The 22103-nt window shown below is 70.7% G+C and carries 18 protein-coding genes and 1 pseudogene; 7 read left to right on the top strand and 12 right to left on the bottom strand.

What is annotated here, in order from left to right:
* The first annotated feature begins 121 nt into the window (after positions 1 to 121).
* From AC3CH1_RS16760 to AC3CH1_RS16735, 6 genes are all read left to right on the top strand, one after another.
* On the top strand, positions 122 to 520 hold the full coding sequence (locus AC3CH1_RS16760) for an SCO4983 family protein (RefSeq protein WP_488463685.1): 399 nt from the start codon (positions 122 to 124) through the stop codon (positions 518 to 520).
* A gap of 120 nt (positions 521 to 640) precedes the next feature.
* Positions 641 to 1768, top strand: a complete 1128-nt coding sequence (locus tag AC3CH1_RS16755; protein WP_488463684.1) for a hypothetical protein — start codon at positions 641 to 643, stop codon at positions 1766 to 1768.
* Between the two features lie 99 nt (positions 1769 to 1867).
* Positions 1868 to 3124, top strand: coding sequence for a toxic anion resistance protein (locus AC3CH1_RS16750; RefSeq protein ID WP_488463683.1), 1257 nt, complete (start codon positions 1868 to 1870; stop codon positions 3122 to 3124).
* An 83-nt stretch (positions 3125 to 3207) separates the two neighbouring features.
* Positions 3208 to 4830 carry a substrate-binding domain-containing protein gene (locus AC3CH1_RS16745; RefSeq protein ID WP_488463682.1) on the top strand — a complete coding sequence of 541 codons (1623 nt, stop codon included), beginning with the start codon at positions 3208 to 3210 and terminating at the stop codon, positions 4828 to 4830.
* Positions 4817 to 4990 carry a hypothetical protein gene (locus AC3CH1_RS16740; RefSeq protein ID WP_488463681.1) on the top strand — a complete coding sequence of 58 codons (174 nt, stop codon included), beginning with the start codon at positions 4817 to 4819 and terminating at the stop codon, positions 4988 to 4990. Before AC3CH1_RS16745 ends, AC3CH1_RS16740 begins: the two co-directional genes overlap by 14 nt.
* A gap of 12 nt (positions 4991 to 5002) precedes the next feature.
* Positions 5003 to 5539 (top strand): hypothetical protein, encoded by a 537-nt coding sequence (locus tag AC3CH1_RS16735; RefSeq protein ID WP_488463680.1) that lies wholly within the window; start codon positions 5003 to 5005, stop codon positions 5537 to 5539.
* Between the two features lie 157 nt (positions 5540 to 5696).
* Here the strand turns inward: AC3CH1_RS16735 and AC3CH1_RS16730 are convergent, their stop codons facing one another.
* Positions 5697 to 7523: a phosphoenolpyruvate carboxykinase (GTP) gene (locus AC3CH1_RS16730; protein WP_488463679.1), complete on the bottom strand. Its 1827-nt coding sequence runs from the start codon at positions 7521 to 7523 to the stop codon at positions 5697 to 5699.
* A gap of 223 nt (positions 7524 to 7746) precedes the next feature.
* Here AC3CH1_RS16730 and trhA point away from each other — a divergent pair, with 223 nt between their 5' ends.
* Positions 7747 to 8439: a PAQR family membrane homeostasis protein TrhA gene (gene trhA, locus AC3CH1_RS16725; RefSeq protein ID WP_488463678.1), complete on the top strand. Its 693-nt coding sequence runs from the start codon at positions 7747 to 7749 to the stop codon at positions 8437 to 8439.
* Positions 8440 to 8508: 69 nt separating this feature from the next.
* On the opposite strand, the pseudogene AC3CH1_RS16720 reads toward trhA, so the two are convergent.
* The 11 genes and pseudogenes from AC3CH1_RS16720 to AC3CH1_RS16670 form a co-directional block, all read right to left on the bottom strand.
* A pseudogene (locus tag AC3CH1_RS16720) lies at positions 8509 to 10548 on the bottom strand (thioredoxin domain-containing protein).
* 88 nt (positions 10549 to 10636) lie between these two features.
* Positions 10637 to 11275 (bottom strand): LysE family translocator, encoded by a 639-nt coding sequence (locus AC3CH1_RS16715; RefSeq protein ID WP_488463677.1) that lies wholly within the window; start codon positions 11273 to 11275, stop codon positions 10637 to 10639.
* 393 nt (positions 11276 to 11668) lie between these two features.
* On the bottom strand, positions 11669 to 12439 hold the full coding sequence (locus tag AC3CH1_RS16710; RefSeq protein WP_488463676.1) for a cysteine hydrolase family protein: 771 nt from the start codon (positions 12437 to 12439) through the stop codon (positions 11669 to 11671).
* An 11-nt stretch (positions 12440 to 12450) separates the two neighbouring features.
* Positions 12451 to 13353 carry a class I SAM-dependent methyltransferase gene (locus tag AC3CH1_RS16705; protein ID WP_488463675.1) on the bottom strand — a complete coding sequence of 301 codons (903 nt, stop codon included), beginning with the start codon at positions 13351 to 13353 and terminating at the stop codon, positions 12451 to 12453.
* Between the two features lie 63 nt (positions 13354 to 13416).
* Positions 13417 to 14670, bottom strand: a complete 1254-nt coding sequence (locus tag AC3CH1_RS16700; protein ID WP_488463674.1) for an ATP-grasp domain-containing protein — start codon at positions 14668 to 14670, stop codon at positions 13417 to 13419.
* Between the two features lie 2 nt (positions 14671 to 14672).
* Positions 14673 to 15911, bottom strand: a complete 1239-nt coding sequence (locus AC3CH1_RS16695; RefSeq protein ID WP_488463673.1) for an MFS transporter — start codon at positions 15909 to 15911, stop codon at positions 14673 to 14675.
* 517 nt (positions 15912 to 16428) lie between these two features.
* Positions 16429 to 17703, bottom strand: coding sequence for an ATP-grasp domain-containing protein (locus tag AC3CH1_RS16690; protein ID WP_488463672.1), 1275 nt, complete (start codon positions 17701 to 17703; stop codon positions 16429 to 16431).
* A gap of 81 nt (positions 17704 to 17784) precedes the next feature.
* On the bottom strand, positions 17785 to 18549 hold the full coding sequence (locus tag AC3CH1_RS16685; RefSeq protein ID WP_488463671.1) for an iron-containing redox enzyme family protein: 765 nt from the start codon (positions 18547 to 18549) through the stop codon (positions 17785 to 17787).
* A 68-nt stretch (positions 18550 to 18617) separates the two neighbouring features.
* Positions 18618 to 19616 (bottom strand): 2,3-diaminopropionate biosynthesis protein SbnB, encoded by a 999-nt coding sequence (gene sbnB / locus AC3CH1_RS16680; RefSeq protein WP_488463670.1) that lies wholly within the window; start codon positions 19614 to 19616, stop codon positions 18618 to 18620.
* 16 nt (positions 19617 to 19632) lie between these two features.
* Complete coding sequence (gene sbnA, locus AC3CH1_RS16675; RefSeq protein WP_488463669.1) at positions 19633 to 20589, bottom strand: 2,3-diaminopropionate biosynthesis protein SbnA; 957 nt, start codon at positions 20587 to 20589, stop codon at positions 19633 to 19635.
* A 333-nt stretch (positions 20590 to 20922) separates the two neighbouring features.
* The gene (locus tag AC3CH1_RS16670) at positions 20923 to 22098 is read right to left on the bottom strand and encodes an aminotransferase class I/II-fold pyridoxal phosphate-dependent enzyme (protein WP_488463668.1); all 1176 of its coding nucleotides are present in this window, start codon (positions 22096 to 22098) and stop codon (positions 20923 to 20925) included.
* Positions 22099 to 22103 lie beyond the last annotated feature (5 nt).

Here is a 22103-nt window from a genome sequence, read left to right as displayed (position 1 = left end):
CCAGTCGCGGACAGCCGTAACCGGTTACGGACAGCCTTCGGGCCATCACCGATCCAGATCAGGCACAAGTTTAGACTCATTCCAATGTAGGATGGTTCCACGCACCATCGGGAGGCCATCCATGTACGAGCCGATTCGCAGCCCCTCGGCCCACACCCCGGCCGACGACGCGGACTTTCCGCACCGCAGCCGCGAGGAGGAGCTGGACATCCAGCTAGCCGGGCACCTGGCCGCCCTCCTCGCGGTCACCGACGAGCTGGGCCTGACCCCGGCGGGCGACCGGATCGCCGAGCAGGTGGCCCGGCTGCGCGGCGCCCCGCCCGCCCGGCACGCCGGCCTGACCGACGCCGCCCCCGCGGTCCTCCACCGCCGCGCCCACGCCCTCGCGGGTCGTGCCCTGCTGGTGGCGGCGTCCCGCGCCGACACGACCGCCGCCATCCTCTCCGCGATGCGGATGGACGCCCACACGGCGGCCCTCGCCGACCCCGCCCTTTCCGGGCAGCTGGTCGGCGCCCACTGACGGCCCCGGCCCGCGTGCCGTCGAGGCCGCGCGGGCCGGGAGCCATGGCCCATCCCCACCGGGGCCGTCGCGTTCTGGGATGACCTCTTCATCTTCCGTCCACCCGACTCGGCCCGGAATGTGGGTTTCCGCGAGCACGCTGCGCGGGTGAGACGCATCGTGGGAATCGTCCTGGCGGTCGTGCTGATCGCCGGTGTGGCGGCGGCCGTCGCCCTGGGCCGCGACAGCGGGGACAGCGGCACCGCCGCGAAGACCGTGCGCGGCGTGATCGGGTCGGAGAAGGCCGAGTTCTTCGCCGACCCCGACACCGTGAAGGCCCTCGCGGCCAAGGGGTTCACCGTTCGGACGGAGACCTCCGGGTCCTGGGCGATGGACCGACTGCCCCTGAAGGGACACGACTTCGCCTTCCCCGGCTCCAAGGCCCCGGCCGATGAGCTGCGTCGGGGAGCCGACGCCCAGGGCGGCCCGCTGCGGCCGTTCTACTCGCCGCTCGTCGTGGTGGCCCATCGCAACGCGGCCGAGGTCCTCGCGGACAACGGGCTGGCCCGGCTGCGGGCCGCCGACGGGTCGAAGTTCACCACGCAGGGGACCCTCCTCATGGGCCCCTACCTCGCGGCGGCCGAGGACGACCGGACCTGGCAGCAGCTCGAGGGAGCCTCGGGGCATGCCGAGTTGAGCGGCACGGTGTTCATCACGAGCACCGACCCCGTCGCCTCCAACTCCGGCGCGCTCTACCTCGCCGCCGCCTCGTACGTCGCCGACGGCGGCCGGGTCGCCGCGGACGCGAAGGCCGTGGAGCGCACCGCGCCCCTCATGCGCAAACTCGTCCAGGTGCAGGGCGCACAGCAGACGAGCAGCGACGCGCCGTTCCGCGACTTCATCAGCGGAGTGGGCAACCCCCTCGTACTGGTCTACGAGTCTCAGGTGGCCTCACTCCTGATGAGCAGTCAGCGTCAGGAGATCGGCGACCTCGTCGTCCTCTACCCGGACACCACGGTGTCCAGCGACCACACCCTCGTACCGCTGACGGACCACGGCCGCGAGCTGGGCGAGCTGCTGGCCACCGACCCCGGGCTGCGGAAGCTGGCGGTACGGCACGGCTTCCGGCCCCAGGGTGCGGCGGCCGAGTTCATCACCGCCACCGCGGACCACACCGCCTACATCGACCAGCGGCTGACCGGTGTGCGCCAGGCGCCCGTGCCCACCGCGGAGGTGCTGCGCTCGATGGCACGGCGGGCTCGCGGCTGACGACGCCCCGTGCCCGCACTCAGCCCTGTTCCCGCGGCCCCGGCAGCCGGGCCTGTTCCCGGCTCCGGACCCGCACTCGCAGCACAGGAGACCGCCACCATGCCCCAGGACGCCGGACCACCCCGAAGCGCCGCGCCCCAGGACCCTCGTCGGCCGTACGACCCGCCGACCACGCCTCTCGCCCCGCCCACGCCGCTCGTCCTCACCCCGCCGGCGCCCGTCGCCCCCGTCCGCGCCGAGCAGGCCGCAGGGCTCGTCCCGGTCGGGGAGGCCGTGCGCGCCGACCTGGTCCGGCGCGCCGAGGAGTACGTCGAGGGCCTCGCCGGGCTCGACGCCCGCTCCCCCGAATTCGGCGCCCGGGTCGGCGAGATCGCCGCGCTCGGGCAGGGCGACATCCGCGGTGCCGCCCAGCAGTCCAACCGGATGCTGGACCGCACCGTCCGCGCGCTCGCCTCCGGCGAGGGCGACGCCCCGTCCCGGGTGGGGGCCTCGCTGGTCGAGCTGCGCCGCACGGTGGAGGACCTCGATCCGCGCGACACCCCGGGGCGCGGGGCCCGCCGGCTGCTGTCCCGGCTGCCGGGCGGGCGCCGGCTGCGCGACCACGTCGCGAAGTACGCCTCCGCCAAGGGCACGCTCGACCGGATCGTCGGCTCGCTCCGCAGCGGCCAGGACGAACTGCGCCGCGACAACGCCGCGTTGCACACCGAGCGCAACCGTCTCTGGGAATCCATGGGCAAGCTCCAGGAGTACGCGGTGCTCACCGAGGCCCTCGACGGCGTCGTGGAGCGGCGTATCGCGGAGGCCGAGACGGCGGGCGATCCGGTACGGGCCGACGCGCTCCGGGCCGACGTGCTCTTCCCCGTGCGGCAGAAGCACCAGGACCTGCTGACCCAGATCGCGGTCTGCGCCCAGGGGTACCTGGCGATGGACGTCGTGCGGCGCAACAACGACGAGCTGATCAAGGGCGTCGACCGGGCGGCCACCACCACCGTGTCCGCGCTGCGGATCGCGGTGATGCTGTCCTCGGCGCTGGAGAACCAGCGGCGGGTCACCGAGCAGGTGCGGGTGCTCCGCTCGACGACCGAGGACCTCGTCCGGGGCAACGCGGAGATGCTCGCCACGCAGAGCGGGGAGATCCAGCGCATCGCGGCCGACCCCGCGGTCGGCGTCGAGACCCTGCGCACCGCGTTCGGGCAGATCTACGCCACGCTCGACGCCATCGACGCGTACAAGGCGCGGGCGACCGGGGCCATGGCGGCCACCGTGGAGTCGCTCACCGCCGAACTCCACGAAGCCGGGGCCCGGTTGGAACGCAGCCGCGCCACGGACGCAACGCTGGACGGGGGCCGCACATGAACGACCGCCCGACGGATCCGGACCTGGACGGGGCCGCTCATGAACAGCCGCGCGACGGATCCGGCCCTGGACGGGGGCCGCGCATGAACAGCCGCGCGAGAAGGAAGGTCTCCCCGGCCCGGCGCGCGCTCCTCCCGCTGCTGGCCGCGGCCCTGATCGTCCCGCTCGCCGCCTGCACGACGGACCGGGACGACGGGCGGGGAACCGGCCGGGGCGGTGACGACGGGCAGCCCCGCACGGGGACCGTACGCGTGCTGGCCTCCAGCGAACTCAGCGACATGGAACCCCTGCTGGAGAAGGCGCGCGAGGCTACCGGGATCACCGTGCGGCCCACCTGGGCGGGCACGCTGGACGCCGTGGAGCGCCTGGCGTCCGGGAAGGCGGACGGGGCGTTCGACGCGGTGTGGCTGTCGTCCAACGACTATCTGCGGCTCGATCCGGAGGCCGCCCGCCGGATCGCCTCCGAGACCCCGCTGATGGCCTCCCCGGTCGCGCTCGGGGTGCGGCCCGAGACGGTACGGCGGCTCGGCTGGGATGCCGGGGCGGTCAGCTGGGCGCAGGTCCACCGGGCGGTCGCGGCCGGGGACCTCACGTACGGGATGACCGACCCGAGCCGCTCCAACTCCGGTTTCGCCGCGCTGGTCTCGGTGGCGTCCGGGCTCTCCGGCGCGCAGGCGGCGCTCACCGACGCCGACGTCCGCGAGGCCGGGCCGAAGCTGAAGGAGTTCTTCGCCGGACAGCGGCTGACCTCCGGCTCCTCGGGGTGGCTGGCCTCCGCGTACGCCCGGCGCTCCACGGTGGACGCGCTGATCAACTACGAGTCGGTGCTGCTGTCCCTGAACCGGGACAGCGGCGCCGGACTGACGGTGATCCGCCCCCGCGACGGGGTGGTGACCGCCGACTACCCGCTGAGCGCCCTCACCGGGGCCACGCCCGACGCCCGGGACGCCGTGCGGACCCTGACCGAGCACTTCCGGTCCACCACCGTGCAGCGGGAGATCACCGCGCTGACGCTGCGCCGACCGGTCGTCGCCGGCGCGCGCCCCGCCGACCCGCTCTCCCCCGAGCAGCGCCACGAACTGCCCTTCCCCGGTACGCGGTCGGTCGCGGACGGGCTGCTGTCCTCGTACGAGCACCGGCTGCGGCGGCCGTCGCGGACCGTGTACGTGCTGGACACCTCCGGGTCGATGGAGGGCGCGCGGCTGGCCCGGCTGAAGTCCGCGCTCAACGGGCTGACCGCCGACTTCCGTGAGCGCGAACAGGTCACGCTGCTGCCGTTCGGGTCCTCCGTCAAACAGATCCGCACGCACACCGTCGACCCGGCGGACCCGAAGGCGGGCCCGGCGGCGATCCGGGCGGACTCCGCGGCGCTGACCGCCGAGGGGGACACCGCGATCTACTCGTCGCTCGCCGCCGCCTACGACCACCTCGGCCCGGACACCGAGTCCGCGTTCACCTCCATCGTGCTGATGACGGACGGCGAGAACACGGCGGGCAGGTCGGCGGCGGAGTTCGCGGCGTTCTACCGGGCGCTGCCCGCCGCCCGCCAGGTCACCCCGGTGTTCCCGATCGTGTTCGGCGACTCCGACCGCTCGGCCCTGGAGTCGATCGCCTCACTGACCGGCGGCCGGCTCTTCGACGGGACGAAGGAGGAGGGTCCCGGTTCGCTGGACGGGGCGTTCGAGGAGATCCGTGGCTACCAGTAGGAGCCGCGGCGACGGCCGATCCGCGGCCGCCAGCAGGAGTCGGGGCGGCGGGAGATCCGTGGCGGCCCGGGTCGTCGGCTATCTGGAGTCGGCCCGGAATCTGGCCGGCGGCGCCGCGGCCCTCGTCGGTCTCGCCCTCACCTTCGCCGGGTCCGCCTAGGCGTACTGGCCGGTGGTGGTCGGCGGGCTGTACGGGGCGGGCGCGCTGCTCGCCCCGCCGCCCCGGCCGCCCGCCCCCGCGTTCGAGGAACCCTCGTCCCGGCTGGACGAACTGCGGGCCGACCTGGTGACCCTGCGGGCGTATCTGGACCGGGTGGACCTGCCGGCCGCCGCGGCGGAACGGCTCACCGCGCTGACCGGCCTGCTGGACGGGCTGCTGGCCCCCGGCTGGGCCGCGGAGTCGCTGGCGGAGGATCCGGAGGGCGTGCACGTGGTGGCGCGGGCGGTGCGCCGGGACGTTCCGGAGTCCGTGGACGCGTATCTGCGGACCCGGTGGTGGACGCGGCTCGCGCCGGGCGCGCGGGCTCCGGAGGAGGAGCTGGAGCGGCAGGTGGCGCTGCTGCACGGGGAGGCGCAGGGGCTGGTGGACGGGGCGCGGGAGGCGGAGGAGCTGCGCCAGCGGTCCCACACCAGGTACCTGGAGGACCGGGGCGGGGGCGGTCTGCCGGGCACGCCTCCCGCGGGAACGGGGCGGCCCCCGGAACCGTGAGGGGGTTCCGGGGGCCGGGAGGGTGTCCTTGGTCGGGGACAGGCCCTCCGGGGCTGTCGGCGAGGACAGGCCCCGTACCGCGGCGGATCGTTCGGCCCCACTGGTCAGGGCGGACGTCCGGCGGACCCGGCCGCGGGGTTCGGCGGGAGCGCGGGGCTCAGCCCAGGCGCTTCACCAGCGCGTGGTACTCGTCCCACAGCTCCTTGGGCGTGTGGTCGCCGAAGGTGTTGAGGTGCTCGGGGACCAGGGCGGCCTCCTCGCGCCAGACCTCCTTGTCGACCGTGAGGAGGAAGTCGAGGTCGGCCTCGGAGAGGTCCAGGCCCTCGGTGTCGAGCGCGCCCTTGGCCGGCAGGATGCCGATCGGGGACTCGACGCCCTCGCCCTTGCCCTCCAGGCGCTCCACGATCCACTTCAGGACGCGGCTGTTCTCGCCGAAGCCGGGCCAGACGAACTTGCCCGCGTCGTTCTTGCGGAACCAGTTGACGTAGTAGATCTTCGGGAGCTTCGACTGGTCGGCCTTGTCGGCGCCCACCTGGACCCAGTGGTTCATGTAGTCGCCCATGTTGTAGCCGCAGAACGGCAGCATGGCGAACGGGTCGCGGCGCAGCTCGCCGACCTTGCCCTCGGCGGCGGCGGTCTTCTCGGAGGCGACGTTGGCTCCGAGGAAGACGCCGTGCTGCCAGTCGAAGGACTCGGTGACCAGCGGAACGGCGGAGGCGCGGCGACCGCCGAAGAGGATCGCCGAGATCGGCACGCCCTTGGGGTCCTCCCACTCGGGCGCGATGATCGGGCACTGTCCGGCGGGGACGGTGAAGCGGGCGTTGGGGTGGGCGGCGGGCGTGGAGGACTCGGGGGTCCAGTCGTTGCCCTTCCAGTCCGTGAGGTGCGCGGGCGCCCCCTCGGTCATGCCCTCCCACCAGACGTCGCCGTCGTCGGTGAGCGCCACGTTGGTGAAGACGGAGTTGCCCCACATGGTCTTCATGGCGTTGGCGTTGGTGTGCTCGCCGGTGCCGGGCGCGACGCCGAAGAAGCCGGCCTCGGGGTTGATCGCGTAGAGGCGGCCGTCCTCGCCGAACCGCATCCAGGCGATGTCGTCGCCGATGGTCTCCACGGTCCAGCCGGGGATCGTGGGCTCCAGCATGGCGAGGTTGGTCTTGCCGCAGGCCGAGGGGAACGCGGCCGCGACGTACTTGGAGTCACCGCGCGGCGGGGTGAGCTTCAGGATGAGCATGTGCTCGGCGAGCCAGCCCTCGTCGCGGGCCATGACGGAGGCGATGCGCAGGGCGTAGCACTTCTTGCCGAGCAGGGCGTTGCCGCCGTAGCCGGAGCCGTACGACCAGATCTCGCGGTCCTCGGGGAAGTGCGAGATGTACTTGGTGGTGTTGCAGGGCCACGGGACGTCCTCCTGGCCCTCCTCCAGGGGAGCGCCCAGGGTGTGGACGGCCTTCACGAAGAAGCCGTCGGTGCCCAGCTCGTCCAGGACGGCCCGGCCCATGCGGGTCATGGTGCGCATGGAGACGGCGACGTACGCGGAGTCGGTGATCTCGACGCCGATCGCGGAGAGCGGCGAGCCGACGGGCCCCATGCAGAAGGGCACGACGTACATGGTGCGACCGCGCATGGACCCGCGGAAGACACCGTCGGCACCGGTGAAGACCTCCCGCATCTCGGCGGGGTCCTTCCAGTGGTTGGTCGGACCCGCGTCCTTCTCCTCCTTGGAGCAGATGAACGTACGGTCCTCGACGCGGGCGACGTCGTTCGGGTCGGACGCGGCGTAGTACGAGTTCGGCCGCTTGATCTCGTCCAGCTTGGTGAACGTGCCCTTGGCCACGAGCTCCCCGCACAGGCGCTCGTACTCGGCCTCGGAGCCGTCGCACCAGACCACCCGGTCCGGCTGGGTGATCGCTGCGATCTCGTCGACCCAGGAGACCAGCTCCTGGTGGTGGGTGGGGACAGTGAGGGGAGCCGCGATGTCGCGCGCCACGATCGCTCCTAGTTGAGGGTGTCAGTTGTCGAGGGGCCCCGTGGGGGCTGCGACCCGGATGCTTCGTACCCTTCGAATTCCCCTGGCGCTCATCCGGTGCCGACTGCACTCATTTGATCATCCGACCGTTCCGCCCATATGTCCAGGGGGGCTCACACGTGAGCATCGCCACTCATTTGCGCCCCAAATCCACTACTTACGGTGGCGTAGGTAGCATGCGGATATGACTGACGCCGCCGCTAGCGCGCAGACCCCGGGCCCCGTCGTACTCGATCCCGTCCCCGTCAAACCGCGCATGCGCGGCTGGCTGCACGCGGGAATGTTCCCGGCGGTGGTGATCGCCGGAATCACCCTGATCGCCCTGACCGACAGCACGATGGGCCGGATCGCCTGCGGCGTCTACATCCTCAGCGCCTGTCTGCTGTTCGGTGTCAGCGCGGTCTACCACCGGGGCACCTGGGGGCCGCGGGGCGAGGCGGTCCTCCGCCGCCTGGACCACGCGAACATCTTCCTGATCATCGCGGGCACCTACACCCCGCTGACGCTGCTCCTGCTCCCCGAGTCCACCGCCCGGCCCCTGCTGTGGGCGGTTTGGGCGGCGGCGGCGGCGGGCATCGCCTTCCGGGTGCTCTGGGTCGGCGCGCCGCGCTGGCTCTACACCCCGTGCTACATCGCGATGGGCTGGGCGGCGGTCTTCTTCCTGCCCGACTTCATGCGGACCGGCGGCATCGCGGTCCTGGTCCTCGTCGTGGTCGGCGGGCTGCTGTACAGCGCGGGCGGCGTGATCTACGGAATCAAGAAGCCGAACCCGTCGCCGCGCTGGTTCGGCTTCCACGAGGTCTTCCACTCACTGACGCTGGCGGCGTTCATCGCGCACTACGTGGGCATCTCGCTGGTGGCGTACCAGCACGGATAGGCGTCACGCGTACGCCCGAGGGGCCGGCCGCACGGGCGACCGGCCCCTCAGCGCATCCCACGGCAGCGCTCAGCCGCCCAGCTTCACCGCCAGCTCACCGGCATCGGTCGTCGGCGCGTCGCACACGAAGTGCCGGCAGACGTACGCGGTCGGCTCCCCGCCCAGCGGCGGCCGGTTCACCAGCAGCGGGAACTCCGCCCCCGCCCCCGGCCCCTCGCCCACGGCGACCACCGCGCCCGGGGCCCGCCCCAGCAGCGCCGTACGGTGCAGCTCCCCGCCGACCGGCCCGGCGACGGCGACCTCGCGGGGCCCGTCCAGCAGCGCCTCGGCCACCGCGAGGCCCCAGCCGACGAACCGGGGCACGCGCGGCCCCAGCGCCTTCACCACGCCGAGCGCACCCTCGGCAGCCGTCCGGTGGGCCTCGGACCCGGTGTACGCGGCGTAGGAGAGCAGCGCGCCGGCGGCTGCCGTCCACCCGGACGGGGTGGCGCTGTCGGTGGGGTCCTGGGGCCGGCGGATGAGCTGCTCGGCGTCGTGCGCGGTGTCGTAGAGCTGCCCGCCCTCGCCGGTGAACTGCTCCAGCACGATGTCGAGCAGGAACCCGGCGAACTCCAGCCAGGCGCCCTCCCCGGACACCGCCGCCAGCGCGAGGAAGCCCTCGGCGACATCCCCGTAGTCCTCCAGCACCCCGGCGTTGCCGCCGGCGCGCCCGTCCTTGGACGTGCGGGTCAGCCGGGCCACCTCGCCCAGGTGCACCCGGACCAGCAGATCGGCGGCCTCGGTGGCCCGCTCCACCAGGTCCGGCCGGTCGAAGTAGGCGCCGGTCTCGGCGAGCGCCGCGATGGCGAGCCCGTTCCAGGCGGCGACCACCTTGTCGTCCCGCCCCGGTCGCGGCCGCTCCGCGCGGGCCGCCAGCAGCCGGGCCCTTACGTCCGCGACCCGGGCGGCGTCCGCGGGCCCCGTGTCGCCCGGCAGCCGGAGCACGGAGGCCCCTTCCTCGAACGTCCCCTCCTCCGTCACCCCGAAGTACGCGGCGGCGAAGGCGGCGTCGTCCTCGCCCAGCACCTCACGGAGCTGGGCGGGCGTCCACACGTAGAAGGCGCCCTCGACGTGCTTGCCGTCGGCGTCCTCGCTGTCCGCGTCCAGCGCGGAGGCGAAGCCGCCCTCGGCGGTCCGCAGCTCAGCCACCATGAAGTCGGCGGTCTCCAGGGCGACCCGCCGGGCCTCGTCCGACCCGGTGGTACGCCACAGATGGGCGTACACGCGGCAGAGCAGCGCGTTGTCGTAGAGCATCTTCTCGAAGTGCGGCACCACCCACGCCCGGTCCACGGAGTAGCGCGCGAAGCCCCCGCCGAGCTGGTCGTAGATCCCGCCCCGGGCCATCGCCGAACAGGTGTCGGCGGCCATCTGGAGCGCCCCCTCGGACCCCGTACGGGCGTAGTGCCGCAGCAGGAACTCCACCGCCATGGACGGCGGGAACTTGGGCGCGCCCCCGAACCCGCCGTGCTGTTCGTCGTACTCCCGGGTCAGCCCTAGCAGCGCCTGCGCGGTCTCCTGCTCCCCCGGCACCCCGTCGCCACCGTGCACCAGCGAACGCCCCGCCAGATCCGCGACGATCCGCCCGGCGACCTCGGCGACCTCCTCGCGCCGGTCGGTCCAGGCGGCCACCACGCCTTCCAGGACCTGCTGGAAGGAGGGCGAGCCGTGCCGGGCCTCGGGCGGGAAGTAGGTGCCGAAGTAGAAGGGTTCGGCGTCCGGCGTGAGGAAGACGGTCATCGGCCACCCGCCGTGCCCGGTCGCGGCCTGGACGGCCTCCATGTAGACGGCGTCGACGTCCGGCCGCTCCTCCCGGTCGACCTTCACGGGCACGAAGTGCGCGTTGAGGTAGGCGGCGACGGTCTCGTCCTCGAAGGACTCGTGGGCCATCACGTGGCACCAGTGAATCAGCAGAAGCTATAAGTGGCAGGACGCATAGCCCACACTCAAAAGGATGGGCACGTCCCGCCGCTCAGCTTCTTCCATCGCCTCCTCTCCCCATGGCCACCAATCCACCGGATTGGAGGCGTGCTGGAGTAGGTAGGGCGACTGCGCATCGGCAAGTCGGTTCATACCGCCATCGTTGCACGGACCGACCCGTGGCGGGCAGCGATACGCGCTGCGGGCTCGGCATCGCCCGCCTGCGCAACCTCAGCACGCCCTAGTTGGGTCCGACCGCCAGCCTGACGGCGAGGCCGGTGAAAACTACGCCGCTGAAGACATTGAGTCCACGCACCACGCGGCGACTACTCCGCAACAGCGACGAGAGCTTGCCGGAGAGCAGACCGATCGAGGCGTCGACGGCCAACCCGACGAGTACCAGCGTGAGCCCCAGGATCAGGAGTTGCCACACCGCGTTCCCAAGGCTCGGGCTCACGAACTGCGGCAGGAAAGCGACGTTGAAAAGGATCACCTTCGGGTTGAGCAGATTGGTGACAGCGCCCTGCCGGAACGCACGGAGTCGCCCTGGAGCAGCGCTGCCGGTGTCCGCAGTCTCGTTGCTGTCGAGCCCGGAGTGGTCACGGAACGCCTTGACCGCCAGGTAGAGAAGGTATGCCGCCCCGACCCAGCGCAAGGCATGGTAGAGGCTCGGCAGAGAAGTGAAGAGAGCCGAAAGGCCCATCGCGGCACCGACAGCATGCACCAGGGCGCCGAAGGCCACGCCCAGAGCTGCCATCATGCCTGTAGTCGGCCCTCCGCGCCCACCCATGACCACGACAAACATCATGTCGGGGCCTGGAGTGAGGCACAGGGCGAATGCGGCGGCCAAGAAGGCCACGTACAGAGAAGCGTCCACCATAACCAACATATTGATCACTGCACGGTCACACGGCTACTCAATCCCACGGATTGAGATGCAGATTGCATCTGCTACTCGACGTTGCCGAGAAGCGTCGGGCGGACGAATTCGCCGCGCGTCCTACCGAGACCTGTGCCACTGACGCACCAACGTGATCACGGACGTGGTTCCACGTCGGCTGCCGCGAACGACGGAAGGGCTCTGCCCGGCAACCACCCCGTCCGGCGCGTCGGGGGTCGCCGCCGGCCCGAGCGGCTGCGACCGGGGCGACTCCCACACCGAGCTCCGCCGCAAGCCGGTCACCTGGGTGCGTCAGCTCCCGCGAAAGCGCGCACAACGTGGGTTTTCCATTCACCCCACGGGACGCGGCTTTCAGTCGGAGACTCATTCATCTCATGATCCGATTTCCTGAAGCGCGGATACCACATCGTCTCCTCTCGCGACGAAGCCGAAGCAGTGGCGGACGTTGTAAAGGGCGGCCTGCAAGCAGAAATCCGGGGAAGTGGTGGAGACGCCGTCCTCCAGGAGAACCGCGTCGTAGCCGAGGCAGGCGGCGTCCGACAGGGTCGCGAGCACGCATTGGTCCGCGTTGACTCCGGTGAACAGCAGCGTGTCCACACGGAGGTTGCGCAGGATGGAGTCCAGCGCGGTGTCGAAGAAGCCGCTCATCCGGTGTTTCGTCACGTGGACGTCGCCGTCCGCCGGCCGCAGGCCGTCCACCACAGCCGCTCCCCAACTGCCCTCCTCCAGGACAGGACTGCCGCCGCCGGGCAGGAAGGAGCCGATGCCGCCTCCAGTACCGGCCAGGTCGTACGCGTGCAGGACGTTCGGCGGGATGTTCACCCGGTCCGGCCGGCTCCCCCAGTTGAGCCAGATCACCGGCACGCCCGCGGCGCGTAGCGGGGGCAGCATGTCGGCGATCGCCGAAGCGAGTGCGTCCGCTCCGGACACGTCGAGTCCGATGGACGCCAGCCAGCCGTCCGGGGCGCAGAAGTCGTTCTGCATGTCGACGACGATGACTGCGGTGCGTGCGAGATCCAGAGTGAGGCTCTGCGGTTCGGCCGGAACTCTCAGTGGACGGGCGGGGCGCGTGGGCCGGCAGAGGTCGACCTCGCTGCCCGAGGCCCGCCAGCTGTTTCGCGGGGTGGGCCCGAGCGTTCTCATGGGGGTGGCCGTCACGGCGCGGAGCCCGTCCCCTCGTGGGAGTGCGATCGGTCGTGGGCCGGCGCGTGGTTGTGGGTGTGCGGCTCGTCGGCCACGAAGGCGTTGTCCGGAGCGTCGACGACGGCGCAGAGCAGCCTGACCTCGCCCAGCTGCCAGATGGTGCCGACCTCCGCAAAGCCTGCCTGCTCCAGAGCATCGAGGTGGATGGCGAACGCCGCGGACAGATCGCTGTGGTTCTCCCCGTCGCACCCGCGTCTGGCCCGTTCGGCGACGGCGGCCGCGAACGCGGGCTCCGCCTGCACCTTTTCCCACCATCCGTGCCAGCTGTCCACTTCGTGCTGGGGCAGGCTCCGGCTCTTCCTGCGCCGGAGCAGCGCGCGATCGAGGCTGGACAGCACTGGCGAAGCCTTGCGGTCGCGCTCCAGCTCGTCGCAGTTGACCAGGATTCCGCCCGGCCGCAACAGCGTGGCGAGGCCGCTGTAGAGGCTTGACAGCGTCGCGGGATCGAGCCAGTGCAGGGCGGTGGTGCTCAGCACGGCGTCGGGCTGCCGCTCCAGCCGCAGGCGTGCCGCCCAGTCGGTACTGCGCAGGTCGACGTCCGCGAACCGCAGCCCGGGGACGTCCGCGTACGCCGCCCGGCCCAGCTCGATCAGGAGCGGGTCCGCGTCGACGGACACGACGGTCGCGCCTGGGATGCGTTCGAGGAGACGGACCCCGATGGAGCCGGGCCCGCACCCGAGGTCGAGGACCAGCGGGTCGGGGCGCCCGCTGGTCTCCTCGACCACATCGATGAGGGCGGTGAACTGCTCCTCGCGCTGCGGCAGGAAGGCCTCCTGCTGGCGGTCCCATCGGGTCACCCACGTGCGGGCGGTCTCGGCGTAGGTGGAGGTCGGGGTAGGGCTCGGGGTTGGCATCGACTGATCCTTATGCGTCAGGGGGCGTTACGCGCCGGAAGCGGTTCGGGGCTGGCGGGGGACTCAGGCGGGGGTCACGTCGTAGAAGGAGGGGCCGTCCAGGTACCGGATCGTGTTGGCGTCTCGCAGCACCGTCTCCTCGGACTCGTGCATCAGGATCACTGCGGCCGCATAGGTGAGGTCGTCCACCGTGCGCGCGATGGGCCCGCCCGGCTGGGCGTACGCCTTCATCTCGACGAAGCTCTCCAACTCCCGCAGCTCCTGAAGTCCGTTGTATTTGTTGAGCGTTCCGGCCACGGGGGAGACCAGCCCGACGAACGCGCAGAACTTTCCCGCAGGCGTCTCGTCCCGGTGGTGGGCGAGGAAGTGCTCGGGGCGCAGATACGCGTCGGCGGCCCAGTCGAGCTGTGAGGAGCCGTGGGCCGTCTGCGCGTAATAGGGCAGGTTGGCGCCGCACACGCGGGCCCCCATCTCGACGAGCATCGGCCCCGCGGCAGTCAGCTTGATCTCGACGTGGGCGGGGCCGTGCAGGATGCCGAGAGCGTCGAGCACCTGCCCCGCGTACTCCGTCAACTGGTCCTGCACCGGGCCGCTACGGGCCATGAGGTAGACAGTGTCCGAGAGGTCCGCGACGCCATTGGCGGTGATGCGCGTGGTGCGCCAGATCTCGCAGACTCGGTGCACTCCGTCCCGACTCACGGTGTTGACCATGTATTCGGTGCCCCGGAGGTACTCCTGCGCCACGGCGCCGTCATTGCGCTGGGAGAAGACGTTCTCCTGCCCGGATATCCGGGCGAAGGCCGCTGCGGACTCCTCGGGGGTGTCGCAGAAGAACACGCCGTTGCCCGCCGCGCTGCGCAGCGGTTTGAGGACGATCCGGCCCCCGAACTCCTTGTGCCACCGCATCAGTTCCGTCTCGTCGTGGACGAGCAGTTGACGGGCGCCCGGCACGCCGGCCTGCTTGATCGTCTCGATCATGATGTGCTTGTCGCGCCGGGCGGCACTCAACACGGTCCCGTTCGTGGGCAGGCCGAGTCGTTCGCTCAAGGCGTCGGCGAGCTCGACTCCGATCTCACCGCCCGCGACAACGGCCACCGGCCGGTGTGCCGCGACGGCCCGCGCGGTCTCGTCCAGATCGCCGCGGTGGACGATGTTGTCGGCGTACTCCGACAGATCGAAGGCTCCTTGGTAGGCCGCCGGCACGTCGGGTGTGCTCTGGACCCGTACCATCACGGCCCCCCGCTTCTGGAACTCGTCCGAGAGGATTTTCGACAGTCCGTACGAGTCGACGATGACGACGATGGGAGATGACGACATGATCAGCCTTCCTGAGCGGCGTTGGAGCGGACTTCGGTCGTGTGCGGCTCTGGCTGCGCATCGGCCTGGGCCCGGGCGTCTCCGACCGCGGCCATAGGCCGGCGCCACTGCGCAGGCAGACTGGCGAGAGCCACGGCGGCCGCGGCCGCTCCGACGATCAGGAAGCCGGCCGACGCGTGACCCGCCCAGCCGCTGCCCAGACCGGCGAGGGGCGCCCCCACCGCGTTGCCCCCGGCCAGCGCGGAGCCGTAGAAGCCCATCGTCCGGCCGCGGGTCTCCTGCGAAGCGGCCTGGCTGACGGCCGTCGCGGTCGCCGCGAAGGAAGCGGCCGACAGCATGGCCGCGGGCATCATGGCGATCAGGAGGACCCGCCAGTCCGATACGAGCGTGAGCGGCCCGGTGGCCAGGCCGAGCAGCAGCACCGGGGCCCAGGGCGGTACGGGGAAGGAGAGCGCGCCGAACAGGAACGCGCCGACCACGGCGTACACGCCGCACACCGCGATCAGCAGCCCGACCCACGCCACGTCGCCCTCGGCTCGCAGTACCCCCAGGAGCGAGATCTCGAATCCCGAGGACACCGTGCCGGCGGCGAAGGCGCAGGCCAGCACGGGGAGAAGACCGCCGGTCAGACCGCTCGCGCGGTCGCCGCCGGGCTGCTGACCCGCTCCCGTGGCCGACCGCGGCACATACAGCGCGAGGGCGGTCGTCGCGAGGACCAGCAGACAGCCGAGCAGCCGGGTGGCGAGTGCCGGCGACAGCTGGGTCGCCAGAACCGCTCCGACGCCGGGACCCACCAGATACGACAGTTGGCTGGTCATCGAGTCGAGGGCGAAGCCCGTCTGCCGGTGCTCCGCCGGTACCTGGGAGGAGATCACCAGGCGGACCACGGTGGAGCCCGGTACGAGCAGCAGGCCCGACAGCAGCGCGGCGGCGACCAGCGCCGGATGGGGCAGCAGCGCCGCCACTGCCCAGAAGGCCCCCTGGGCCACAGCGCTGAGGAGCAGTACGGGCCGCAGCCCGTGCCGGTCCATGGCTCGGCCGAGGAACGGCGATCCGGTCATCGCGCCGAGCATCCAGGCTCCGATCACCAGCCCGGCAGGGCCCAGCCCGAGGCCGAGCCCCACGGACACCTGGAGGGCCAGGACGATCGGTATCGCGATCATGGGCAGTTTGACGAGCCACCCCAGGGTGACCACCTGCCACACTCCCGGTACCGCCAGCACCTGTGCGTATCGCTTCATCCCGCCTCCTACGCGAAGACGGAGAGGCGGTCGAGTACGCGGGCTGGGGCGCGGCGCTCCGCCGACGGGCCGCCGGCATCGACGGCGCCGACGTCGAGGGCACCCGACGGGCGCTCCGCCGAGCCGGGTTCGAGCCGCTCACTCCGTGGATGCGGAGTGCACAGGCGCCCGATGCGCCATCTGCTCCTGTCGCCCCTGGAGTGCGGCAGGAGCGTCAGGCTCTGCTCTTCGTGGTCCTCGGCGTGAGCGCGGAGTGCGCAGGCACTCCGGCGCGTCGGCACCGCTGTCATGACGTCCAAGGGACGCACCTTGCCCTTCGTGATCTGTGTGCGCGGTCGGCCGCTAGGCCCTGTCGTCGAACTCCCGTCGTCGCCCGGAGGGCGGCCCTGGGGGGTCAGGTGCGTGCTCTCGGCGTGCCGGGCTCACGTCCTCGTACTGGACGTACTCGGGCGTGGGCCCGGTGCGGCGAGAGTGCGTGCATGGCGCCGCGGGGCAGACGGGAGTTTGACGACAGGGCCTAGTCGGCGAGCATGTCCCGGTATAGATCGGTCTCGATCTCGCGCAGGGCGGTGTAGTCCTCTTCGATCCGCTCCCGGCTGGTCGAGACGAGGTAGAGGTTTCCCGGGCAGGTGGCCAGGTTGACGGTCCGGTCCACAACCGCCACGGAGTCCAAGGTGGTGTCCATCCCGTAGAAGGTGGGGAGGGCGCGGATCCGCTCCAGCGCGGGAGGACGGACGACCTTGCCCTCGACCGGGCTGAGCAGATACGCGTGGCGCGCGTACAGCGCCGGACTCGGCCGGGGGGCGGAAATGGCGTGTGCGAAGGCTTGCGGGTCGAGGTAGCTGGCGGGGAGCAGCGAATTCTGGCTCCTGCCGCACAGTGCCAGGGTGGCGCCGGGGTCGCAGGCGCCCTCGATGCGTGCGCCGGTCTCGATCAGCACAGGGCCGCCGGGGGTCAGCATGATCTCGCTGTGCGCGGTGCCGTTGTCGATGCCGAGAGCCGAAAGTACGTCCTGGAGGTAGTCGGCGAGCACCCCGTACTCCTCCTCGTCCGGATGGACCAGCTCCGAGTAGACGCACACGGCGGTCGCGTCGACCATGCGTCGGTGCATCCGCCATACGTCCGTCACGTGGTGGAGACCACGCGAGCTCACGGAGTTGACGGTGAACTCCACGCCGCCGCCCTGGGAGACGTCGGGCTGCACCAGCAGTTCGCCGTTCGTCCTGCCGAACAGGGACGTCGTGCCGATGAGGTTGGTGAACGCCGCCCGCACCTCTTTCTCGGAGGCGCAGAAGTGCACGCCTTCGGCGGAGGTACCGGCGAGCGGCTTGACCACCACACGTCCCTCGCCGCGGCTTCGATACCAGTCGACGGCAGTCGCCACGTCGCCGGTGCGGCAGTGGGCGATGGCCGGGATCCCGCGCGCCCTCAGCAGCTCGGCCATGTGGTATTTGTCGCGCCGGCCGTGGGACATCGCGGGGTCGAGCGCCGGGATGCCGGGGAGACACGGGGTCAGCCTGTCGGCCAGGTCGACGCCGGACTCGCCGCCGGGGACGAGGCAGGACACCTCGTGGCTGCGCAGAGCGTCCACCAGGGCGGCGAAGCCGTCCGCTTCGTGAAGGGTGAGGAGGAAGTCCTGCGGGCGGAAAGACGCACGCCAGAACTCCGAGTCGCTTTCCTCGCTCAGCACGGCCACGCACCGGTAGCCGAGCCCGTTGAACAACTGGGCGAGCTTGATTCCGGCGCGAACAGGGTCGACGATCACCACGACTGTGCGGGGAACAGCGGTCATTGCTTCGCACTTCCTTGTCCTGGGTCTGGTGGGAAGGGCCTGGGCGGAGGCCCTTCCCAGGGGCCGGTGTGCGGCCGTTCGTCAGGCCGCGGAGCCCGGGGCGGAGGCGACGGCCAGTTCCTGCCAGAAGTCGGCGAGCAGGTTCAGGTAGCTGGTGAACCCGTACTCCAGCGCCTGAAGGTCCTCCTCCGTCTTGCACAGGGCGGCCGAGCTGGAGACGGCGTGCAGCTTGTGTTCCTTCTCCGCCGCACCGATGTGCAGGTAGAAGAACTCGCAGTGCTCGTGGAACTCTTCGAGCGCGAAGTACTGCATGTAGTTGCGCGACCCCTCGTACAGGTAGACGAGCTGGGCATAGGCGTGCCATTCCTGGGCCAGCAGCGCTCCGCAGCCAACCTTGACGTTCTCGTGGCCAAAGAGCTTTGCGCCCTCGTCGACCACGCGCTGCGTGGCGGGCAGGACCGTCGGGTCGATGTCGTCGAACGCGACCTCGCGGCCCTGGACACGGGAGAGCAGGACCGAGAAGAAGTTCTTCAGGAGCACGGTGTGGACCTTCTTGGGGTCACCGTTGCCCATCTCGTCGTTGAGGTTCTCGACTGTCTCGGAGCGCGCCAGCAGGTCGTCCGGGGACATGCGCAGGAAGACCAGGGCGAGCCGGTTGACGGTCGGGGCGACCTGGGAGAAGAAGTTCCGCGCGACGATCTCCACCTTCCCCGCGGGGAGCTCGGTGCTGCGCCACATGTCGAAGAAGGCGTTGTTGAGAGCCGGATGGCGGTACACGGATTCGGCGAGGTTGAGCACCCGCTTCTCGTGGGAGGCGGTCTGGATCTCGGTGGTCGTGGCAGACATGCCTGTTTCCTCTGGTTGGTGGTGTGATCGATGGGTTCAGTGGGGAGGCCGGTTGGCGCGGGGCGTCGTCACCACCGGCGGGCCTCGCCGAAGAAGCCGGGCACCTCCAGGAGACGCCCTGTGTCCCGGGCCCGCAGGTACAGCCGGTGTCCCACGGCGAGGTCGAGCACGCCCAGGCCGAACGGCGAGAAGATGACCGCCCGTTCGGGGTCGAGCGTGATCCGACCCCTGAGCACGTCTGCCAGGGTTCCGTCGATGAAGGACCGGTTACCCAGGGACTGCTCGGCCAGGTGCGGCGACGTGTCGGCCTTGAGGCAGTGATCCACGTCATCCACCACGTTCTGCGCGGTGAGCAGCAGTTCGGGCGTGATGTCGCGCAAAGAGATATTGAGCACCACCTGGCCTGCGTGCAGGGTGTGTTCGGTGCCGATGTACGGAGTCGGGGCCGTGGTCGCGAGGACCACGAGGTCGGCTCCGAGGGCAGCGTCGAGCGACCCGATCCGGCTTCCCGCACCGTGCTGCCGCTCCAGATGGGCGGCGAGTGCGCCCGCCGAGTCGCCGTCGACGTCGTGGACGACCACGTCGGTGAGCAGGATCCCGGCGGCCGCCAGGTACCGCGCAATCGTTCGCGCGATGACGCCGGCTCCGACGATGCCCACCGTACGGGCGTGCGCACCGCCGAGAGCGGTGGCGGCCAGTGCGGCCGACGCGGCGGTGCGTGCCGCGCTGATGCCGGCCGACTCCAGGAGCGCGAAGGGGTATCCGGTGCTGTAGTCGTTCAGCACGAGAACCGCTGAGGCGCGGGGCAGACCGGATGCCGTGTTGGTGGGGAAGCTGCTGATCCACTTGATACCGGCTACGTCGTCCTCGCCGCCGAGGAATGCCGGCAGCGCGATGATGCGGGCATCGGGCTTCTCGGGGAAGCGCAGGAAGTAGCTGTCGGGGTTGACGGTGCGGCCTGCGTCGTGGGCCAGGTAGGCGGCCTCGACCCAGTCGGCGACCTCGCTTTCGTGCCCGTCGAGGAGCTCTGCGATGTGCTTACCGGCCAGTACGGTGAATTCATGCATGTGTGAAGTCGCAATCTCAGATGTGTCGTACGCCAGGCAGATCCGTCAAGGTGTCGGCGCCGAGGGTGCGGGCCACCCAGTTGTCGTCGTACAACGTGCTGAGGTAGCGCTCACCGAGGTCCGGCGCGATCACCAGCACCCTGCTCCCCGACGGAATACGCTCGTCGAGTGCTGCCACGGCGGACAGCGTGGTTCCCGTGGAGGCTCCCGGCAGCAGCCCGTACGTGCGTGCCACCTGCCGACATGTCCGCACCGTCTGCCGCTCGGTGACTCGTACCTTCGTGAACGAGCCGTCGTCCTGGAAGAGTTCTGGCCGTCGGCTGGCTCCCAGGCCCGGCAGGTGCCGTGGGGTGCCCGCGTCGTTGCCGAAGGTGACCGACCCCACCGCGTCGACGGCCACCAGCCTGGTCGGCAGCCGTTGTTCCCGGATGGCCTGGGCGCACCCCATGAAGGTCCCGCTGCTGCCGACGCCGACGAACAGCCAGTCGGGCACTCCGAAGCCGTTCAGGATCTCCGCCATGGTGTGACGGCGATGCGCCCGGGCATTGGCGGGGTTGCGGTACTGGTTGAGCCAGACCAGCCCGGGTGTGGTCTGTAGCTGTTCCTCGATCAGGGCGATGCGGGTCTGGAGGTAGCCGCCGTTGGGGTCCCGGTCCCGTACGACGACGACCTCTGCTCCCAGTGCCCGCATGTGCCGGATGCTCTGGTCGGGGGTGTTGGGGTCCGTGACCAGGGTGAGCCGATATCCCTCGGCTGCGGAGATTATCGCGAGGGCGATGCCGAGATTGCCCGACGTGGACTCGATCAGGGCGGTGCCGGGCCGGACCAGACCCTCGTCCGCCGCGGCCGTCAGCATCTCGCGGGCGGTCTTCAACTTGATCGAGCCGGCCGCGTTGAGCGCCTCCAGCTTCAACGTGGTCTGGAATCGGGGGCGGAAGCCGGGCAGGGTGAGGAAGGCCTGTGTCGCGGCCACGTCGTAGAGCCGGTCCCGGACCGCGCCGGACCTCTCAGTACTGCGTGGACCGTATGCCGGCGGCTGCTGGGTCGCGTTTCTCATCGTGTGCTTCCCGCTAGGTACTTGGCGCCCACGACCCCCGTGAGCGACCGCCCGTGGAAGAAGCCCCGGAGGGCGGGCTCGGCGGCGTCTGGTGCGCGCGATCGCAAGGCGGAGGGTCGCCCCGATACCGGATGTGTCGGGGTGATCCCGACAACGCGGCGAGCGATGGGGTCTCCCCCGCTCGAGCGAAGCCGAGAGCTTGGGGAAGTGCCAGGCGTCGCCGAGCGGGCGGGACTTTCGAAACACGCCCTAGGACGCGGACGATTCCTGGACGTGGGAGAGGGCCTGGTCGAGGTCCTTGATGACAGCTCCGACATCGTTGCTGTAGCCGAGCGCGAGACGCACCGTGCCGCGGGGGACCCCGATGTTCTTCAACTCCTCCTCCGAGTACTCGAAGTAGGTGAAGAACGTGCTTTGCTCGACCAGCGTGTGCGGGGCGCCGAAGTTGGACGCCATGAAGGGCACACGCAGGCGGTCGACGACCGCGGCGGTCTGCTCCTCGGTCATGTTCAGCTCGAAGGTGATGACGCCGCCGAAGCCGTTGAGGTACCGCTTCGCCAGCTCGGAGTGCGGGTGGCTCTCGAGGCCGTTGTAGTAGACGCGGTCCACGCTGGGCTGCGCTTCCAGATAGCGGGCGACCTCAAGACCCATGGAGTTCACCCTCTCCATGCGGAGCTGGAGTGTGTACAGGCTGCGACGCAGCAGGAAGGCCGTGTTCCCGTCCGTGATCGGCCCGGTGGTGTCGCGGTACCACCGGAGCTTCTCGATGAGCTCCTCCCGTCCCGAGGCCACGCCGGCCACGATGTCGCCGTGCCCGCTGAGGTACTTGGTGGCACTGAACAGCACCAGGTCGACACCCCACTTCAGGGCGTAGAAGTTCGGCGGCGGGGAGAAGGAGCTGTCCAGGGTGATGATCACGTCCGGCGCCACGGCCGCGCGGACGCGCTCCACGTCGATCAGATACATATGCGGGGAGGACGGCATCTCGAGGTGGACGAGCTTGATCCGCCCGCGTAGCGCCGCGACGTTCTCGATGAACTTCTCGGGGTCCCGGATCGAGAACTCATGCACCTTCACGCCGAACTTCGGCAGGATGTGGTGGAAGACGTTGCGGACCTGCCGGTACGACTCGGACGGCAGCACCACCTCGTCGCCCGCTTCCAGCAGCGCCAGGAAGGCGGTGACGTGCGCTGCCATGCCGGAAGAGAACACGAGCGAGCTCTCGGCGCCGCTCAGCTCGCTGAGCTGGTTCTCCACGGCTATCCAGGTGGGGTTGGAGTAGCGGCCATAGCGTCCCGCGGGCTCGGACCGGTCGTGCAGCCCCGCTTTGACGTGCTCGGCGTTGTTGAAGTAGTAGGAGGCGCTCTGGTAGGTCGGCGCCTCGATGCTGTTGCTGTACGCGTCGGCGCTGCGGTGTTTGGTCATGGTGG

Source organism: Streptomyces sp. MGP-P1 (assembly GCF_057766565.1).
The sequence above is the reverse complement of the archived record's forward strand: the minus strand, read 5'-3'. Positions and strand labels throughout refer to the sequence as shown.

Bases quoted from the DNA above. Each gene is read 5' to 3' on its own strand.
- AC3CH1_RS16760 (WP_488463685.1), top strand. From the start codon at position 122: ATGTACGAGCCGATTCGCAGCCCCTCGGCCCACACCCCGGCCGACGAC.
- AC3CH1_RS16750 (WP_488463683.1), top strand. From the start codon at position 1,868: ATGCCCCAGGACGCCGGACCACCCCGAAGCGCCGCGCCCCAGGACCCT.
- AC3CH1_RS16745 (WP_488463682.1), top strand. From the start codon at position 3,208: ATGAACAGCCGCGCGAGAAGGAAGGTCTCCCCGGCCCGGCGCGCGCTC.
- trhA (WP_488463678.1), top strand. From the start codon at position 7,747: ATGACTGACGCCGCCGCTAGCGCGCAGACCCCGGGCCCCGTCGTACTC.
- AC3CH1_RS16715 (WP_488463677.1), bottom strand. From the start codon at position 11,275: ATGGTGGACGCTTCTCTGTACGTGGCCTTCTTGGCCGCCGCATTCGCC.
- AC3CH1_RS16710 (WP_488463676.1), bottom strand. From the start codon at position 12,439: ATGAGAACGCTCGGGCCCACCCCGCGAAACAGCTGGCGGGCCTCGGGC.
- AC3CH1_RS16705 (WP_488463675.1), bottom strand. From the start codon at position 13,353: ATGCCAACCCCGAGCCCTACCCCGACCTCCACCTACGCCGAGACCGCC.
- AC3CH1_RS16700 (WP_488463674.1), bottom strand. From the start codon at position 14,670: ATGTCGTCATCTCCCATCGTCGTCATCGTCGACTCGTACGGACTGTCG.
- AC3CH1_RS16695 (WP_488463673.1), bottom strand. From the start codon at position 15,911: ATGAAGCGATACGCACAGGTGCTGGCGGTACCGGGAGTGTGGCAGGTG.
- AC3CH1_RS16690 (WP_488463672.1), bottom strand. From the start codon at position 17,703: ATGACCGCTGTTCCCCGCACAGTCGTGGTGATCGTCGACCCTGTTCGC.
- AC3CH1_RS16685 (WP_488463671.1), bottom strand. From the start codon at position 18,549: ATGTCTGCCACGACCACCGAGATCCAGACCGCCTCCCACGAGAAGCGG.
- sbnB (WP_488463670.1), bottom strand. From the start codon at position 19,616: ATGCATGAATTCACCGTACTGGCCGGTAAGCACATCGCAGAGCTCCTC.
- AC3CH1_RS16670 (WP_488463668.1), bottom strand. From the start codon at position 22,098: ATGACCAAACACCGCAGCGCCGACGCGTACAGCAACAGCATCGAGGCG.